The sequence below is a fragment of the Plantactinospora sp. CNZ320 genome, assembly GCF_002846275.1.
This window is the reverse complement of sequence record NZ_PJMP01000001.1, coordinates 3,858,288-3,875,302: the sequence shown is the minus strand read 5'-3', so window position 1 is coordinate 3,875,302 and position 17,015 is coordinate 3,858,288. Positions and strand designations below refer to the sequence as shown.

The window sequence follows — 17,015 nt, the reverse complement described above, 5'->3', positions numbered from 1 at the left end:
GCGTTCGGCTGGTTCGACCCCTCCACCCTGGTCGCCCCGACCCAAGCCGGGTACTGCCGGAGATGTCTAGTTTATTGTCGTAGGGCATGAGAAGTTCCAACCCGGTGCTGACCCGGCTGGACGACACCGCCCGGGTGGAACGCCACGTCCTCGGCGCCGGGGCCGCCCGGCCGATGACCGTCGACGACGTGGTGGTGCGGACCGTCGGCCTGCTGCTGCTGACCGGTGCCACCGCCGCGGTCGCCTGGACGTACGTCACCGACGGCTGGGCCGCGCCCGCCGCGCTCGGCTCGGCACTGGCCGGGCTGGTCCTGGCCCTGGTGATCTCACTGCGGCGGGTCACCAACCCGGTCCTGATCGGCGGGTACGCGCTGCTCCAGGGGGTACTGCTCGGCGTGGCCAGCCGGGGCTTCGAGGCGGTCTACCCCGGGATAGTGGTGCAGGCCGTCGTCGGCACCTTCGGAGTCTTCGTCGGGATGGCGGTGCTCTACGGGCTGCGGGTGCTCCGCGCCACGCCCCGGTTCACCCGACTGGTGATCGGTGCGCTGATCGGGGTGGTGGTGCTGAGCCTGGTGAACCTCGCCGTCTACCTGATCTCCGGCCGGCAGGCCCTGGTGGTCTACAGCACCGGCAGCAAGGTCGGCTGGCTGCCGTACGTCTTCGCGCTGGTCGCCATCACCGTCGGTGCGCTGACCTTCATCCTCGACTTCGACCTCGTGGAGCGCGGGGTACGGGACGGACTGCCGGCCCGGTACGCCTGGTTCTGCGCCTTCGGGCTGCTGGTCGGCCTGGTCTTCCTCTACTGGCAGATCCTCCGCCTGCTCAGCTACGTACGGCGTTGAGCCGACCGTAGACTCCCCGCGATGAACGCGCCCGAACCCACCCGCCCGGCCGAGCCGCTGATCCGGCAGCTCGACCTGCTGGTCCGGCAGGTGGGGCACTGGACCCCGCCGCGCTGGGCGGCCCCGGGCCCCGCCGGTGGGCCGGCCCGGGCCGAGCTGGTGCACCGGCTGGTACAGCTCCTGGCCGACCTCGGCGCGGACGCGGCCGGAGCACCGCGTCGGCCGGTACCCCGGTTGGAGAACGACCTGGCCCTGCCCGACCAGCTCCGGGTGGTGGTGGCCGACCTGGTCGCCGCCGGGCCGCCGGCCCCGGTGCTGGCCGGCGCGGCCGACGAGGTGGCGGCCGTCCGGCAGGCACTCTGAGCACCCGCACCGACGGCCGACCCGCGCCGGTTGCCGACCGGCACCCGCGCCACGTTGCGGTGGCTCAGCTGAGCCGCTCCAGCACCATCGCCATGCCCTGGCCGCCGCCCACGCACATGGTCTCCAGCCCGATGGTGCGGTCGTGCCAGTCCAGGGCGTTGAGCAGGGTACCGGTGATCCGGGCGCCGCTCATCCCGAACGGGTGCCCCACCGCGATCGCCCCGCCCATCACGTTGAGCTTCTCCAGCGGGATGCCAAGCTGCCGGTACGAGGGGATCACCTGGGCTGCGAACGCCTCGTTGATCTCGACCAGGTCGACGTCGTCGATCGTCATCCCGGCGCGCCGCAGTGCCTGCCGGGACGCCTCGACCGGACCGAGTCCCATGATCTCCGGGGAGAGCGCGGTCACGCCGGTGGAGACGATCCGGGCCAGCGGGGTGATCTCCAGTTCCCGGGCCCGTTCCGCGCTCATCACGACCACGGCCGCCGCGCCGTCGTTGAGCGGGCAGCAGTTGCCGGCGGTGATCCGCCCGTCGGGGCGGAAGACCGGCTTCAGTCCGGCCACTCCTTCCAGGGTCACCCCGGGGCGGGGGCCGTCGTCGGAGTCGACCCACTCGCCGGAGGGGAGGGTCACCGGGGTGATCTCCCGGGCCCAGAAGCCGTCGGCGATGGCCTTCTCGGCAAGGTTCTGGCTGCGTACGCCGAACTCGTCCATCTCGGCCCGGGTCACGTCGTACGCCTGGGCGAGGTTCTCGGCGGTCTGCCCCATCGTCAGGTAGATGTCCGGCAGCCCGCCGTCGAGCCGGGGGTCGGTCCAGACCGGTGCGCCGGCCTCGGTACGGGCCGCCGAGCGGGCCCGGGCCGCGTCGAACCTCGGGTTCTGCCAGCCGCCGCCGACGAGTTCCTGTGCCTCGGGCGGCAGCGCGTCGGAGTTGCCCCGGGCGTACCGGGAGACGCACTCGACGCCGGCCGAGACGAAGATGTCACCCTCGCCGGCCCGGATCGCGTGGAACGCCATCCGGGTGGTCTGCAACGAGGACGCGCAGTAGCGGGTGAGGGTGGCTCCGGGCACCGTGTCCAGGCCGAGCAGCGTGGCCACCACCCGGGCCATGTTGAAGCCCTGCTCGCCGCCGGGCAGCCCGCAACCGAGATAGATGTCGTCGATCTGGGCCGGGTCGAGCTGCGGGATCTTGTCGAGGGCGGCCTGCACGATGGTCGCGGCCAGGTCGTCCGGGCGCAGTTCGCGCAGGGAACCCTTGTGGGCCCGGCCGATCGGGGAGCGGGCGGTGGCGACGACAACGGCGTCACGGGGCGAGAGGGTCGACATGAACCAACGTTAACCCGGGGTGGTGGGCCGGGTCACCGCCGGCAGCGGCCGGCATTTGCCTAGCCAGCCGCCATTCGGCCCGGCGCTTGCCCAGCGAGAGTCGGCGCTCGGCCCGGCGCTTGCCCAGCGAGAGTCGGCGCTCGGCGCGGCGCTTGCCCAGCGAGTCGGCGCTCGGCGCGGCGCTTGCCAGCGACCCGGCGCTCGGCCCCGGTGACGCCTACTCCTCGGACGAGTTGGCGGCGACGTCGGCGAGGAAGGCGCGCCACGCCGGCTCGGCCGCCGGTAGCGCCGCCGGATCCCTGCGCTTCAACTGCTTGAGCGCACCCGGGATGAGCCGCTCGGCGAACTGTTCGGCGGTGTACCTCGGCTTGCGCTGGTGCTTCTGCACCTCGCCGCTGACGAATCCGAGCACCCGGAGGAACGACTCCAGGCTGCTGGCCATGGGACGGGACCCGAACTCCTCGTGGACCTGGAAGAGCCTGCCGCTGTTGCCGTCCAGGGCGAGCTGGGACTGGCCGGCGAAGCCCAGGAAGAACAGCTCTGCGGTACCGGCCGGCGCGGTGCCGCCGTGCCGCTGGTAGACCTCCCCGATCCGGGGGATCGGCCTGACGATATCGATCATCAGCACATCGAGGAACGATTCGGGTACACCGATGTCGCCGAGCAGTCTGCGGGTCGGGACGTCCGACAGCCCGTCCGGGAGGGCCGATTCGGGGGCGACCACGATCTCGTCGTCCGGGAACCACCTCTCCAGTTTGCGCCGGCTGATCATGGACAGCTTGCGCCGGTCGAGCATCAATCAGCCTCTCCTGCTGTCGCGGCGCCAGCGGACCCGGTCTGGGTAACAGCGGGAAACTATCGCTGCCGGGTTCCGGCGGCGGCCCGGGCCACGGCGGGAAGCAGGGCGTGCGCCCAGACCCGGTAGCCGTCGGCGGAGGGATGGTAGCCGTCGTGGCAGAGCGTGCCGGCGTCGGCCCGGAACACCGCACCGGTCTCGGCGCCGAGGTCCACCACAGTGCCGCCGGCCTCCAGCACGGCGACGGCCTGCGCCCGGGCGGTCTGTCGACCCAGCCAGCCGGCGAGCTGCCGCAGCGGGGGCGCGATGGCCCGGACCGCGCCGAGGTCGGGGCAGGTGCCGACCACCACCCGGACTCCGGCGCCGCGCAGCCGGCGTACCGCCGCACCGAGGTACGCCGCAGCCTCGGCCGGTCGGCGCAGCCCCACCACGTCGTTCGCGCCGACCAGGATCACCGCGACGTCCGGGGGCTCGCCGAGCAGCGCCCGGGCCACCTGGGTCGCCAGGTCGGTGGAACGGGAGCCGGATACCCCGACGCTGGAGAGCCGCACCTGACGCTCACCGGCACCGGTCGGCCCGGCCCCCTCGGAGAGCAGCCGGGCGAGCTGCCCGCCGACCGTGTCGGCGGCCCGGTCGACTCCGACCCCGAGCGCCGCCGAGTCGCCGAGCAGGACCAGCCGCAGCGGTGGCGCGCCGGCCCGGCCGACCGTGGAGCGCAGCGCCAGGCCCAGTTCCGGGCGGGCGTACCGCCGGTTGCGGGCCACGAACGCCTCACCGACCAGGAGCGCCATCCCGCCGACCGCACTGGCCAGCAGCGTCACCGCGGCCCCCCGGGCGATCCGGGTCGTCATCCCGTACGTCGCCGTGCCGCTCGTCGTGTCGAGTCCGGTCATGCTCGTCCCTCTATTGTGGAGGTCGTCGCCTCGTCCAGCGGTGCCGTCGCCTCGTCCAGCGGTGCCGGTGTCTCCGGTGGCCCTCCAGTCTCCCCCGACCGGGGGTGGCCGAACCAGGCCCCACGGCGGCGCAACTGTGCCCACCGGCCGCCGGGACCGTGCTCGTGGCCGCCGACCCGGACGCCCCGTACCTCCGTACCGGCGTGCCGGGCCGCCTCGTGAGCCGCTGCCGGCAGCGAACGTACGCCCTGGTCACCGGCGAGCGACGGGCGACGCTCGGTACCGGCGCCGAGCGCGGCCAGTACGGTCGGCAGCAGCGCCGCCGCCGCGATCGCGTACCCCTCGGCGGAGGGGTGGAAGTGGTCCCAGGCGAACATCCGGGTCGGTTCGGCGGCGAACCGGGGACCGAGCAGGTCACCGAGGGAGACGGTCAGGCCACCGGCCTCGACCACCGCCATGGTCTGCGCGGTGGCCAGTTGCCTGCTCCAGCGCCGGGCCAGCCAACGCAGCGGCGGCTTGATCGGCTGGATCGCACCGAGGTCGGGGCAGGTGCCGACCACCACCTGGGCGCCGGCGGCCCGCAGGTCGCGTACCGCCTCGACGAGGTAGCGGACCGCCACCGCGTGCGGGGTACGGTTCGTCACGTCGTTGCCGCCGATCAGGATCACCGCCACGTCCGGCTGGCGCTCCAGCGCCGCGTCGACCTGCGGGCGGAGCCCGGCGGAGAGGCAGCCGACCACGGCGAACCGGTAGAGCCGGACCGGTCGGCGCAGCCGCCGCGAGACGCCGGTGGCGAGCAGCGCGCCGGGGGTCTCCCGGGGCCGGTGCACCCCGTAGCCGGCGGCGGAGGAGTCGCCCAGCACCACCATCGTGATCGGCTCGCCCGGGAACTTGGCGCCGTAGACGCCGTCACCGCGCGGCGGCGGGGCCTCGGCCAGCGGGATCACCCGACGGGCCTGCCGGGCCTGCCCGAGCAGCAGCCCGTAGCCGGCGGCGGTGGTGAGCGCGGTCAGTCCGACGCCCAGGAGCGTCGCCTTCGCCACCCGCCGGGCGACCGGCCAGCCCGACCGCTCGGGCGGGGTCGTCTCCACCCCCCACGCCGGCCGGTGCTGGCGCGCCGGCCGCCGCGGCTGCCACCGCGACACCAGGTTGCGCTGCCGCGACCGCTGTCGCCGTGTCGATCCGGCCGGACTCATCAAGGCCCCCCGCCTGTCACGCCGTATCCCTCGCGACCTTCGAGGTTAACCCCGGTCGCCCATCCCGCGCTGTCAGCGTTCCGCCTCCGCGAGGGTGGCGATCGGGTACCCGGCGAGCGCCGGTTCATCGCCGGTTTTCCGGCGTTTCCCGATTCCACCCAAAGTTCTCGACGAGCGGTTGGTTGCGTTCGGATGCATCATGAAGTCCAGAGGAGGGCGCGGACATGGCCACCAAAACAATTCGACGAACTGCCGCCTTCAGGGCGCTGTTCCAGGCACTGACCGCCGGCTCCCGGGGCGGGCCATCGCTGGGCAGGCGGATCGCCGCCCTGCCCCGCATGATCGCGGCGACCATCCGGGGCGAGTACGACGGCGGGCTGCGGCTCGCCATGATGACAGCCGCTACCGCGTACGTGCTCTCCCCGGTCGACGTACTGCCGGAACTCACCCTGCTGGTCTTCGGCCTGGCCGACGACGCGGTGATGGTGACCTGGCTGGCCGGCGCCGTACTCGGCGAGACCGAGCGCTTCCTCGCCTGGGAGGCCGCCCGGGACTCCGTCATCCCCGGCCGGGTGGTGCACTGACCCCCTCCGCACCGGGGAACCCCGGCCACGGGCCGGGCCGGCGGCACGTACGCTGGCGGAGGAACCTACCATCCTTCGCCCCGACCGCACGCCATCAGCACCGACCCTGTGCCCGGCCAGTGCCGTCCGGCCGGCGAGCACCGAGAAGGGCACAACGTCGTGCGCTACTACGACAACGTCATCGAGCTGATCGGTGACACTCCGCTGGTCCGACTCCGGCAGGTGACCGCCGGCATCTCGGCGACGGTCCTGGCCAAGATCGAGTATTTCAACCCGGGCGGCTCGGTCAAGGACCGCATCGCACTGCGGATGGTCGAGGAGGCGGAGCGGGCCGGGCTGCTGAAGCCGGGCGGCACCATCGTCGAGCCGACCAGCGGTAACACCGGCGTCGGGCTGGCCCTGGTCGCCCAGACCCGGGGCTACCGGTGCGTCTTCGTCTGCCCCGACAAGGTCAGCGAGGACAAGCAGAACGTGCTGCGGGCGTACGGGGCCGAGGTGGTGGTCTGCCCGACGGCGGTCGCCCCGGAGGACCCCCGCTCGTACTACAACGTCTCGGACCGGCTGACCCGGGAGATCCCCGGCGCCTGGAAGCCCAACCAGTACGCCAACCCGGCGAACCCGCGCTCGCACTACGAGACCACCGGTCCGGAGCTGTGGGAGCAGACCGGCGGCCGGATCACCCACTTCGTGGCCGGGGTCGGCACCGGCGGCACCATCTCCGGTACCGGCCGCTACCTCAAGGAGGTCTCCGGCGGGGCGGTACGGGTCATCGGCGCCGACCCGGAGGGCTCGGTCTACTCCGGCGGCACCGGCCGGCCGTACCTGGTCGAGGGGGTCGGTGAGGACTTCTGGCCGGAGACGTACGACCGGGGCATCTGCGACGAGATCGTGAAGATCTCCGACAAGGCCTCCTTCGAGTTGACCCGGCGACTCGCCCGCGAGGAGGGGCTGCTGGTCGGCGGCTCCTGCGGGATGGCGGTGGCCGCCGCCCTGGAGGTGGCCCGGCAGGCCGGCCCGGACGACGTGGTGGTGGTGCTGCTGCCGGACGGCGGCCGCGGCTACCTCTCCAAGATCTTCGACGACGAGTGGATGGCCCGGTACGGCTTCATGGACACCAGCGCCACCGAGCCGACCGTGGCCGACGCGCTGAACAGCAAGCCGAACGGCATCCCTGAGCTGGTCCACGTGCACCCGACCGAGACGGTCCGGGACGCCGTCGACTACATGCGGGAGTACGCCGTCTCGCAGCTTCCGGTGCTCAAGGCCGAACCGCCGGTGGTGACCGGCGAGGTCGCCGGCTCGATCGCCGAACGGGACCTGCTGGACGCGCTCTTCACCGGCCAGGCGAAGCTGCACGACACCATCGAGCGGCACATGGGGCCGCCGCTGCCGATGATCGGCGGCGGGCAGCCGGTGAGCGAGGCGGTCGGGCTGCTGGAAAAGTCCGACGCCGCGCTGGTGCTGGTGGACGGCAAGCCGAAGGGCGTACTCACCCGGCAGGACCTGCTGGCCCACCTGGGCGCCCACTCCCGCTGAACTGAGCTGACGTGAAAGGAAGGGCCCCTTCTTATACAAAAAGCGATAAGAAGGGGCCCTTCCTTTCACGTGGCGGTGGCCGGGCCTACGGTAGGGCGCGGGCGTAGCGCATCTGCGGGGTCAGCACCGGGCCGATGGCGCCCTCCCGCTCGACGCCGTCCGGTGCCCAGCCGCCCCGGGCGTAGAAGTCCCGGGCGTGGACGTTCTCGACGAGTACCCAGAGCACCGCCCGGCGCCAACCCTTGGCGTGCAGCTTCGCCAGCGCGTCGACCATCAGCGTCCGGCCCACCCCCCGGCCCAGCTCGGCCGGGTCGAGGTGGATCGCGTACAGCTCGCCGACGCCGGGGCCGGCCGATTCCGGTTCGGTGTCGTCGTGCGGCCCGAGATAGGTGAAGCCGGCCAGCCGGCCGTCGCGTTCCGCCACCGTCATCAGGTGGGTGTCCCGCTCGTAGGCCCAGCGCTCCTGCCAGTACCGCCCCATCATCTCGCCGGTCTCCGCGACCAGCGCGTCCGCCGGGATGATGTGCCGGTAGGCCACCATCCGGGATCTGTGCTGGAGTTCGCCGATCGGCATCAGGTCGGCGGCCACCGCCGGGCGCAGGGTGAGGGTCATGAGTTGATCGTAGTAACGTGGCCGATATGGTCACCTGGGACAGAGTGTGTGATCTGGTGTCGGTGCTACCCGAGGTGGAACAGGGCATCTCATACGGGACGCCGGCCTGCAAGATCCGGGGCAAGCTCTTCGCCCGGCTACTGGAGGACGGCGAGCGGATCGCGATCTTCACACACGAGCGGGAGGCGCTGCTCGCGGCGGCGCCGCAGACCTACACCGTGCCGGCACACTACGCCAACTATCCGATGGTGGTGGTCGCGCTGGACACCGCCGACCCGGTCGAGCTGAGCGAACTGCTCGCCGAGTCGTGGCGGATCAGGGCGCCGAAGCGGCTGGCGGCGACCCTGCCGCGCTGACCGTCCCGGTCGCGTCGGCCGGCCCTGCCGTGTTGACCGGCGCCCGGGGCGGTACCGGCACCCGGGCGAGGTCCTCGGCGATCACCAGGTCGCCGTCGAAGTGCTCCCGGGCCTCGGCGGCGAAACGTTCGGCGGCCGGTGGCAGCCCGGCCCGGGGCGTCGGGGCGTACCGCTGGGAGAAGTGCGTGAGCACGAGCCGGCGTACCCCGGATTCGGCCGCCACCCGGGCGGCCTGGGCGGCCGTCAGGTGCCCCACCTCGGCGGCGAGCGCGGCGTCCTCGGTCAGGAACGTCGACTCGATCACCAGCAGGTCGGCCCGGTCGGCCAACTCGAAGACCCCGTCGCAGAGCCCGGTGTCCATCACGAAGCCGAACCGCTGGCCGGGACGCGGCGCGCTCACTTCGGCGAGCGTCACCCGCCGGCCCGGCATGTCGACCTGACCTGCCCGGATCAGCTCGCCGATCGCCGGCCCCCGGATCCCGTACGCCGCCAGCCGGTCCGGCAGCATCCGCCGCTCGTCCGGCTCGACCAGCCGGTAGCCGTACGTCTCGACCGGGTGCCGGAGCCGGCGGGCGAGCAGCGTACCGGCGGAGGTCTCGAAGGTCTGCCCGTCCCGCAGCACCGGCGCTTCGCGCAGCTCGGCGGTCTCGTGGAACGCGCTGGCGTGCCGCAGCCGGGCGAAGAAGTGCGCCTCGCCGCCGGGAAAGTGCGCGTCGACCGGATGCGGCACCCGGTCCAGCGAGAGCCGCTGGACCACTCCGGGCAGGCCGAGGCAGTGGTCGCCGTGGAAGTGGGTGACGCAGATCCGGGTCAGGTCGCCGGCCGGGATGCCGGCGAACATCATCTGCCGCTGGGTGCCCTCGCCAGGGTCGAAGAGGATCACCTCGCGGTCCCAGCGCAGCAGGTAACCGTTGTGGTTGCGGTGCCGGGTCGGCACCTGGCTGGCCGTACCAAGCACCGCCAGCTCACGTACGGACACGGCGGCCTCTTCAAGGGGGGACCGGCGGTGGACGACTGTCGACCGGCGAAATGGTCGACCCCCGGGGTTCCGCGTGACGGTCGTCACACGAAGGCCGGCTGGACTTTGGCCGGCGCCCCGGGGGTCGGGTGGCTGTCGTGGATTCGCCGCACCGCTGCCACACGGTCTCGACGACTTGCAACTGCCCGCCTGCGGCGGACACCGAAACTGTCAAGGACAGCGGCTAGCGGACAGCCACCTCACGAGTCCCGTTGCTATACAAAGCTTGGACCACCTCCCTTCCCGTGTAGGGCCACGCTATCCACCCCCGGACGGCACCGGCAAGGGTTTTTGCCCACACCGCCGGACCGCTGGACGGGCCCGCCGGAGCGCGTCGTACGGTGCTGGCGCCTGGCCGCGACGCCGCGCAGACTGCGCGTACCGCTGGCGCAGCGGGACGCCGACCTCGCGTGGGCTGCCGAGCGCGGCCGACCTGCTGGCGACTCGCGCCGCGCTGTCGGGTCGTTCCGGTCGGGTGCGGGCCCCGGTCGTGCTAGTGCCTCGTCTGCAAAGGTTGATCGGGTGATCCGGTGCCGCCAGGTATCTCTGGGTCGGCGTTCTGACGTCGGGTCGGGTGCGGGGTGGGGATATGCGCCGGGGAGACTGTCGAGCTGCCCCGCTTGTGTGCCCACCCTCTCCCGGGCTGCCCGAACCCCCGGGCCCGCCCGGCGGTCGACCCGAACCGCGGCACGCCGTCGGCAACCCCGGCTTCCGTGCCCCGCTTGTGCACCCAGCTCGACAGTCTCCGCGCCGACCACCCCCGGCTCCGCCGCCGATCGCTCACGTCGATCGTCCGGCAGTCCGCCCAGCGACGCCGAATGCCACGTCACGTCACACGGCTTGAAACCGGGTAGATGTTGTCTCTCGAAATGCTGTTCCTGTGGCCGCAGCCTGTGCACTTCCAGGTGTATTTCCTGTCGTCAAAGCCAAACTGAATGTTCAGTGCTCGCGGCACCGATCGCAGAGCCAATCGACATCCGGAATCTGCCGCTCACGGCTTCTTGGCCCCTTCCGCTTCAGGGCACGGCCATGGACCCCGTCGATGTTTAGACCTTTACGCCTCGACGCGGACCCAGGCGTCTGCGGCACGTAGCCATAGAACTCCGTCGCGGCCTTGGCCGCATCTCAAGACAATGCGACCGGGTGCCTCAACAATCTGGCGTTCCATCGCGGCCCACGAGCCGTTGACGAACTCGGCGCGGGTCACCGCAGTCGAGTTCTTGTTGTGGGCTCGCCGAGTCAGGATGGCGTGATGGCCACGTACGGCCAAACCGTCCGGAGACTCGACGGGGCTGGGCCAACTGGCCACCTCGCCGGTCGCGGGGGTGATCCGAGTCAAAAAGGTGCCCGCGGCGCCGGGTCGCGAGTACCAGGCCAACCACACTTGATCACCTTCTGTGGCGGCGCTGAACCCTGCCAATGGCCACTCTGGAAGGCGTCCGTTCGGCTCCCACCTGATCTGACCCCGACAATCCCAACCGGCAAGTCCAGCCGCAGAGTGCGGATGGCCACCGTAGATACCTTCGTCACCGTAGGCCGTCCAGACCGATCCGTCACGGCCCGTCACAAGGACATCGATATCGTCACCGATGCAGAAGGAGTCCTCCACCGCACCCTCCGAGGAATACACAAGAGCGTTCGGCTCCCACGATCCTTCCCCGTCCTTTCGGGCTCGACCATTCGCGATGAGTAGCCGGTCACCTGGTAGGAGCGCGATGTGACTGGGCTGCAGCGGGATCGACCTGATGGTGCGGCGACGTACCGACCCGTCGGCGTGCCGGATCACCAGCATGCCGTCGAAGGGCACCTTGGGCGTCCAGCCCAGCCACCCGGCGATGTGCGGGATATGGGTCAGTTGCCTTTGAGAGACGAGCAGCACTGCGAGTTCCTGCGACGGGCTCACAGTCCACCACAACGGGCGTCCCCACAGCCGAATGTCGGCAGCAGCCGGCTCCCAAATCTGTCGCATCGTAACCGTCACTCAGTCCTCCAACAGAACGTGCCGTAGGTCCTTGGAGAGGGTACGGGCGAGGGAGAAAGCCGACGTCGCAGCCTCGGCCTCGGCGTGAGTTAGGAGGCGATGCCACCGCTTGGCTCAAGTTGCCGAGAAGGGCAGGCGGCCATGGTTTCTCGGTGGTTCTGAGTGAGTGTTTGAAACACCGACACCGCCGGGTTGCTGATCACCGTCGCCGTCCTGGCCGTTTCATGGCAGGACCGCGACGGCGGCGAGACCGCTCTGCTCGGGCGCCGCCTGTCACAGCGACCGGGCGCACCGCTCCCGTGGTCAGCAACCGCCTCGGCGATCTCGCCCAGCGCCGCAACTTCGTCCACCCGCAGTGCCGTCCCACACTCGCCGCAGGTCACGACGACAGCGACGGCGTACGAACTGCTCAAGACCCAGCAGTCGGAGGAGTGCGATCTCGTCGTCGCGCCAATTCAGTGCTGGCGCGGATCCGCAGACCCGCGCCAGCGCTGTGCCGGGTCAGGCCGTCTTGGCCACGCCCACCGGGCAGGTCATGCCGTTCGGTCCGTGGTTGCAATAGCCACCCGGATTTTGGTCCCTGGCGGGCGGTGAGCTACTGGCGAGAGGATGAGGCCGGGCCGACGTGGCCTGCGGTGGGTCAACGCGACCGGTACGCGTCCGCGCGGTGTTCGATCGCCGTAACGGTCACGACGCGGTTGTCTTCGTCGATCTCGTAGAGGACGCGATACGTGCCCCGGCGCGCCGACCGGGTGCCCTCGAAAGGTGGCAGAAGAAGTCGTTTGCCGACCCGATGCGGGTTGTCGAGCAGGCTGGTGGTGATGAACTCGTAGACGGCCGCTGCGATCTTCTCCGGCAGCCTTCCGGCCAAGACGCGTGCGGCAGGGCCGGCGACCTGGAGTCGGTAGCGGTTGGGATCCGGGTCGGTCACTGTGACCGCTTCGACCGCTTCGCCATCAGAGCGGCAAGCTCGTCGGCGTCGAGGACGTCACCAGCTTCGACGGCTGCCCTGGATTCGGCGAGTTGCCGCATGGCCTCGGCGCTGGACAGGACCTCCAGAGTTTCCTCCAACGCCGCAAGATCGTCGGCAGAGATGAGCACTGCGGCGGTGTGGCCGTGCCTGGTGATCTCTATCCGCTCGTGTGTCGAGGCCACCTCGTCGATGAGTTCCGAGAGGCGGTTGCGGGCGTCGGTGAACGGCACCGTAGTCATGCTCGAAGTATAGGCAGATAGTGGCGCGAACTACGTACAGATTTTCTGATGTTCCTCGTTGATGGGCCACCGGACAACTTTCAGCCCGGTGGCCCCGCAGTGACTAGGCGGTACGGGCCACCCCGACCGGGCAGGTCATCCCGTTCGGGCCGTGGTTGCAGTAGCCGTTCGGGTTCTTGAAGCCTGGCGAACGGTGTACTACTCTTGCCGCCATGATCGCCGCTCGCCCCGCCGCCTACGTGCGCCAGTCGTCCGCCCGCGCGAACAAGTCGGAAGCATCGCCGGCCACCCAGCGCACCGCGACCACCGAACGCGCCAACCACGACCACCCCGGCGCAACCGTCCGCATGTTTGAGGACATCGACCGCTCTGGCTTCCAAGCTGGCGTAGTCCGTGAGGCGTACGACCAGATGGTAGCGGCGATCAAGGCAGGCGAGATCACGCATCTCTATGTCTTCTACGTGTCCCGCCTGACGCGCCAAGACCCGCGCATCGCGCTTGCCGAATGGCTGCCGCTGCTCGCCGGTGGTCTGACGATTGTCAGCATCACGGAAGGCACGTTCGGCCCGGACAACACGATGGACCTGATCCATCTACTGCTGCGAATGGACGCCGCGCACAACGAGTCAAAGAACAAGTCGGCCGCCGTGAAAGCCGCAAAGGCCCTCGCCCGCGCGGCCGGTGGGCACGTCGGGCACGCCCCGTACGGATTCACCACCGTCGAGCGGATGGCCCGGACCCCCGATGGTGACCCGGTGGCCGTGCGCGCGTTGGTGGTCGACCCGGCCGAGGCCCGCGCGCTACGGGTGGCGACCCGCGCCGTCCTGCTCGGCCAGGCCGTGCACGCCGTCGCCCGTCACTTTGACCGCCGAGGCATCCGCACGCGCGGCGCAAAGGTCGGCCGCTCCCGCGCGGGGGCCGCCTGGTCGGACCGGGCACTAGCTCAACGGCTGCGAGACCCCCGCATTGCCGGCCTGCCGGCCGTCGCCGTGCTCGACGCCAAGGGCAACACGGTCGGCTACCGCATGGCGTACGACCTCGAAGACGCGCACGTGCTCCCGCCGCCGGATCAGCCGATCATCACGACCGATGAGTTCTGGCGTCTGCAAGCGACCCTGAACGCTCGCGCCCGGTCGCCGTACCACACCGGCGACGTGCAAGCCCTGCTGTCGGCTCTGGGCATCCTGTGGTGCGAATGCGGGTGCCCGATGAAGTCGCGCCGGTTCGTCGCGTCCGGCAACACGAACCGTGACGCCTACATGTGCACCGCCCCGGCTGGCCGGCACTCGAACACGATCAGTATGGCCGCGCTCGACGGCTGGATTCGGATGCGGATTGACCGCCTTATCAGCTCCATCGACCCGGCCGACGAGGACGACACCACCGCCTCAATCCTGGCCGAGGCGACCCGTCGCTACGGCGCGACGAAGGTGCCGCCGGAGACCGCCGTACAACGGGCCGCAGTGTCCGCAGAGCTTGCCGACGCAACCGCCGCCCTCGACCAGCAGTCCGAGGCCCTTGGGACCGCCACGGGTGCCGCCGCAGCCGCCCTTACCCGCGCCGTCACGGCTACCGGTGCCCGCGTCGATGCTCTGGCCGCCCGGCTGGCCGCGCTGGACGAGCAGGTAACCGCCAAGCTCCCGCTTGACCTCTGGACCTCCAGCGCCTACGGCGACGAACAAACGTGGTGGGATACCGCCTCGGTGGGGGAGCGGCGCGAGTTCGTAACCCTGTTCGTTGACCGCATCACGGTCCGCCGTGCGGCATCCAAGGGTGGCCGCCCGACCAAGGCCGACCCGTGGGGCAGCGTGAACGCCCGCGTCGAGCTGGAATGGGCCGGCTCGGCATAGGTCGCCGGACCCGGCCCCGCCGCCGTTGAACAAGTGGCCCGCTACGTGCCCCGTAGCGGGCCACTCTGCGTCCGGCGTCCGATACCCCCCGGACAGCCCGCACGCCCGGCCGCGACCCGCACAGCCCGTTGCCGATGCCGTCCGGCCGCACCCCACGGCCCGCTGGTCGCCACCGCCCCGGACCGCCCCCGGCACCGCCCCGCCGACCGGCCGCGCCCCGGCGACCGTGCTACCAGGTAGCGTCAACGCCGGTTGACAGCGGACACCCCGCCACCAACAAGTGCACTTGTCAGGCCGCCTACGCGGGCCGGCTCTGCGCCCACCCTCCCCCGTACTACCCGGACGGCAGGCACGGCCGGCAGCGTGGCGCACAGCGGGTTTCCGATGCCATCCCGTCGCAGCCTCCCGCCCGCTGGTCCGCCCCGCCGCCGAGGAGGTGCCGACGTGGGTGCGCCATCCGGGGGGTAATGGCGTTCGGACTCTTGTTGCTCCGCCGCTCGCTTTCCTTCCCCTTCAATCTGTCCTATTTCCTCCCCCTTATACCCCTCTATATAACTAACTGTAGTTACTTATAGTGCTCTCTGTAGTCCCTGGGCACCCTCCGCTCCGCCGGCGTCCGGGGATGGGTGCGTTATCAGGGGGGTAAGTGCCGACGGGGTGCCGACACCCGCCGGCCCTGGGTGCGCCATCCGGGGGTAATTCTTGGGCCGCCCCGCAGCGCCGGCACTCACCCCCTGGCCGCCGCCCTTACGTCGGTGAGGACTTACCCGACGCAGGTAGGTGCGCCCCCGCGTGCGCCCACCGGCAGCGACCACCCCGGCAAGCCGCAAGCCTGTGACCAGGGCGTTTTACCCCTGTGGGACATACGCTATGCAGACATCGAGGCCCGGCCCCCAAGATCGGGTTTCCCCCCTTGCAGGACGAACACTCCGCAGGCACCGCCCCCGGCTGACCGGCCCGCCGCGCGCTGCCCCCTCTGTTTCCCCCCGTCTGGGACACACCGGATAGGAAGAGGGACGGAGAGTCCCGGCCCCCGCCCGGCGATGCCACAAGCCTCTGAACTAGGGCGGCTTCCCCCCGTGCGGGACAAAGTTACCGGCAGGAAGTTCCTTCGGCCCTGCCCCACCCGGAGCACAGACCCAGACGAACCCCGCCAGTCAGCGCAAGGACCCGCCGTGCTAGCCACGCAGCCAACCCGCCGCCCAACCGCGACCCGGCCCCGGCCACTGACTGACGAGGCCACCACCGCGTTCCGCGCGAACGTGGCCGATTACCTGGCGCACCGCGCCGCCCGCCTGTCCCGGTAGGACAGCCCCCCGCACCGCGTGTATGCGACACACACGGCGGACAGCATCACCGAAAGACCAGCGCCCCGGCGCTGTGGGAGGTCGCATCTCTCACAGCCGCCGGGGCGTTTTTCGTTGCCCTACAACCGATTTGGAGGTGACCCCGTGGACGCATACCGATACGGCGACGAGATGACGCCGGCCGCCCGCTCCGCAGCCTGGGCCATCGAGACCTGGCTGACCGACCTGGAAACCTTCCGCTGGCTGATCGGCCGGTTCACGGAAGGCCCGGTGCTGTTCGACGCCTACCTGTCCACGCTCGACTACGACGCCGACCCGGTGCTGTTGACCGGTGCCCCCGGTGGCATGTTCGCCGACACGCAGATGATCGGCGCTCGCGTGGCCGTCAAGCGTGGCCCGGCCGTTGGCGAGATCATGCCCGCCGGCCGCAAGACGTTCGCCGCCGTCGCCCGCGAGTACCTGATGTCCGCCGTTGTCCACGGCAAGCGCGGATGGATGGGCGTGCATCTCTGGCGCGGTGCTCCGATCTACACCGACCGCACCCGCCGCGAGCGCCTGATCATGCGCGACCGCACGTACACCCGGCCCGGCGATCGTCCGCTGTGGGAGCGCTGGTGAGCGAGACCGCCGACGAGCGCAAGCGTCGGCAGACCCGCGAGCGCGTCCGCCGGTACCGCGAGCGCAGTGCGGCCCGGATCGCCGCCGACACACCCCGCGCTGCCGCCGCCCGCCCGGTGCATGCCGCCCCCGAGCGCCGCGCCGGCCGCGTGTTCGCGCGCTGGTCGCCGTGCGGCGGCATCTGCCCGCTGTTCAAGGGTGACGCCCCGGCACACGAGCAGCCGAACGGCGGGCGGCCGGAGCAGGTGCGCTTGCCCAACGGGGCCGTCCCGGCGCGTGGTGCCTACGGCCTGGGCCACCGCACCTCTGCCGAGGCTGTGGAGGCTGCCCGTTCGCTACGCGCCGAGTTCGGGCTGTCCGACGTAGGCGGCAACGGCGGGTACAGCATCTCTACCCATAGCGCAGCGTGAGGTTTCCGCACACCCTGCGCGTGTAACGCTCCCTACATAGATAGAGGGAAGACAGGCCCCGGCGCATCCGCCGCGCGAGCCGCCCCCCGAACAGCACCGCCGGTCGAGCCGCC

General features: G+C 71.1%; 16 protein-coding genes and 3 pseudogenes. 8 read left to right on the top strand and 11 right to left on the bottom strand.

The features are described 5' to 3' along the window. Positions 1-86 precede the first annotated feature (86 nt). Positions 87-842 (top strand): Bax inhibitor-1/YccA family protein, encoded by a 756-nt coding sequence (locus CLT71_RS17000; protein ID WP_101367976.1) that lies wholly within the window; start codon positions 87-89, stop codon positions 840-842. A 21-nt stretch (positions 843-863) separates the two neighbouring features. Next, positions 864-1,205, top strand: a complete 342-nt coding sequence (locus tag CLT71_RS16995) for a hypothetical protein (protein ID WP_101367975.1) — start codon at positions 864-866, stop codon at positions 1,203-1,205. 64 nt (positions 1,206-1,269) lie between these two features. Here CLT71_RS16995 and CLT71_RS16990 read toward each other — a convergent pair whose 3' ends face one another. From CLT71_RS16990 to CLT71_RS16975, 4 genes are all read right to left on the bottom strand, one after another. Continuing rightward, entirely contained in the window at positions 1,270-2,532 is a 1,263-nt protein-coding gene (locus tag CLT71_RS16990; RefSeq protein WP_101367974.1) for an acetyl-CoA C-acetyltransferase, read from the bottom strand. 217 nt (positions 2,533-2,749) lie between these two features. Beyond that, positions 2,750-3,328: an SUKH-4 family immunity protein gene (locus tag CLT71_RS16985; protein WP_101367973.1), complete on the bottom strand. Its 579-nt coding sequence runs from the start codon at positions 3,326-3,328 to the stop codon at positions 2,750-2,752. 59 nt (positions 3,329-3,387) lie between these two features. Beyond that, entirely contained in the window at positions 3,388-4,179 is a 792-nt protein-coding gene (locus CLT71_RS16980; RefSeq protein ID WP_101371521.1) for an SGNH/GDSL hydrolase family protein, read from the bottom strand. Positions 4,180-4,217: 38 nt separating this feature from the next. Then, complete coding sequence (locus tag CLT71_RS16975; protein ID WP_486483305.1) at positions 4,218-5,312, bottom strand: SGNH/GDSL hydrolase family protein; 1,095 nt, start codon at positions 5,310-5,312, stop codon at positions 4,218-4,220. A 329-nt stretch (positions 5,313-5,641) separates the two neighbouring features. On the opposite strand from CLT71_RS16975, the gene CLT71_RS16970 reads away from it, so the two are divergent. Both CLT71_RS16970 and CLT71_RS16965 read left to right on the top strand, forming a co-directional pair. Then, positions 5,642-6,001, top strand: a complete 360-nt coding sequence (locus tag CLT71_RS16970; RefSeq protein ID WP_101367971.1) for a DUF1232 domain-containing protein — start codon at positions 5,642-5,644, stop codon at positions 5,999-6,001. 159 nt (positions 6,002-6,160) lie between these two features. Beyond that, entirely contained in the window at positions 6,161-7,537 is a 1,377-nt protein-coding gene (locus CLT71_RS16965) for a cystathionine beta-synthase (RefSeq protein ID WP_101367970.1), read from the top strand. Between the two features lie 85 nt (positions 7,538-7,622). Here the strand turns inward: CLT71_RS16965 and CLT71_RS16960 are convergent, their stop codons facing one another. Beyond that, a complete protein-coding gene (locus tag CLT71_RS16960; protein WP_101367969.1) occupies positions 7,623-8,150 on the bottom strand; it encodes a GNAT family N-acetyltransferase in 528 nt (175 codons plus the stop codon). Positions 8,151-8,206: 56 nt separating this feature from the next. Here CLT71_RS16960 and CLT71_RS16955 point away from each other — a divergent pair, with 56 nt between their 5' ends. Continuing rightward, a complete protein-coding gene (locus tag CLT71_RS16955) occupies positions 8,207-8,506 on the top strand; it encodes an MmcQ/YjbR family DNA-binding protein (protein WP_199187622.1) in 300 nt (99 codons plus the stop codon). A gap of 43 nt (positions 8,507-8,549) precedes the next feature. On the opposite strand, the pseudogene CLT71_RS16950 reads toward CLT71_RS16955, so the two are convergent. The 6 genes and pseudogenes from CLT71_RS16950 to CLT71_RS16920 form a co-directional block, all read right to left on the bottom strand. Next, positions 8,550-9,485, bottom strand: a pseudogene (locus CLT71_RS16950) (ribonuclease Z); the annotation flags it as partial. Positions 9,486-10,578: 1,093 nt separating this feature from the next. Continuing rightward, positions 10,579-11,403 carry a hypothetical protein gene (locus tag CLT71_RS16940; protein ID WP_199187621.1) on the bottom strand — a complete coding sequence of 275 codons (825 nt, stop codon included), beginning with the start codon at positions 11,401-11,403 and terminating at the stop codon, positions 10,579-10,581. Between the two features lie 603 nt (positions 11,404-12,006). Next, positions 12,007-12,090, bottom strand: a pseudogene (locus tag CLT71_RS38050) (peptide-methionine (S)-S-oxide reductase MsrA); the annotation flags it as partial. Between the two features lie 55 nt (positions 12,091-12,145). Further along, entirely contained in the window at positions 12,146-12,436 is a 291-nt protein-coding gene (locus tag CLT71_RS16930; protein ID WP_199187620.1) for a type II toxin-antitoxin system RelE family toxin, read from the bottom strand. Then, on the bottom strand, positions 12,433-12,717 hold the full coding sequence (locus CLT71_RS16925) for a type II toxin-antitoxin system Phd/YefM family antitoxin (protein WP_101367966.1): 285 nt from the start codon (positions 12,715-12,717) through the stop codon (positions 12,433-12,435). The genes CLT71_RS16930 and CLT71_RS16925 overlap by 4 nt, the downstream gene beginning before the upstream one ends. A 103-nt stretch (positions 12,718-12,820) precedes the next feature. After that, positions 12,821-12,895 (bottom strand): annotated as a pseudogene (locus CLT71_RS16920) (peptide-methionine (S)-S-oxide reductase MsrA); the annotation flags it as partial. A 34-nt stretch (positions 12,896-12,929) separates the two neighbouring features. On the opposite strand from CLT71_RS16920, the gene CLT71_RS16915 reads away from it, so the two are divergent. From CLT71_RS16915 to CLT71_RS16905, 3 genes are all read left to right on the top strand, one after another. Continuing rightward, a complete protein-coding gene (locus CLT71_RS16915; protein WP_101367965.1) occupies positions 12,930-14,567 on the top strand; it encodes a recombinase family protein in 1,638 nt (545 codons plus the stop codon). A 1,451-nt stretch (positions 14,568-16,018) separates the two neighbouring features. Then, the gene (locus CLT71_RS16910) at positions 16,019-16,492 is read left to right on the top strand and encodes a hypothetical protein (RefSeq protein ID WP_101367964.1); all 474 of its coding nucleotides are present in this window, start codon (positions 16,019-16,021) and stop codon (positions 16,490-16,492) included. Beyond that, positions 16,489-16,902: a hypothetical protein gene (locus tag CLT71_RS16905; RefSeq protein WP_143743498.1), complete on the top strand. Its 414-nt coding sequence runs from the start codon at positions 16,489-16,491 to the stop codon at positions 16,900-16,902. Before CLT71_RS16910 ends, CLT71_RS16905 begins: the two co-directional genes overlap by 4 nt. The last annotated feature ends 113 nt before the right edge of the window (positions 16,903-17,015 follow it).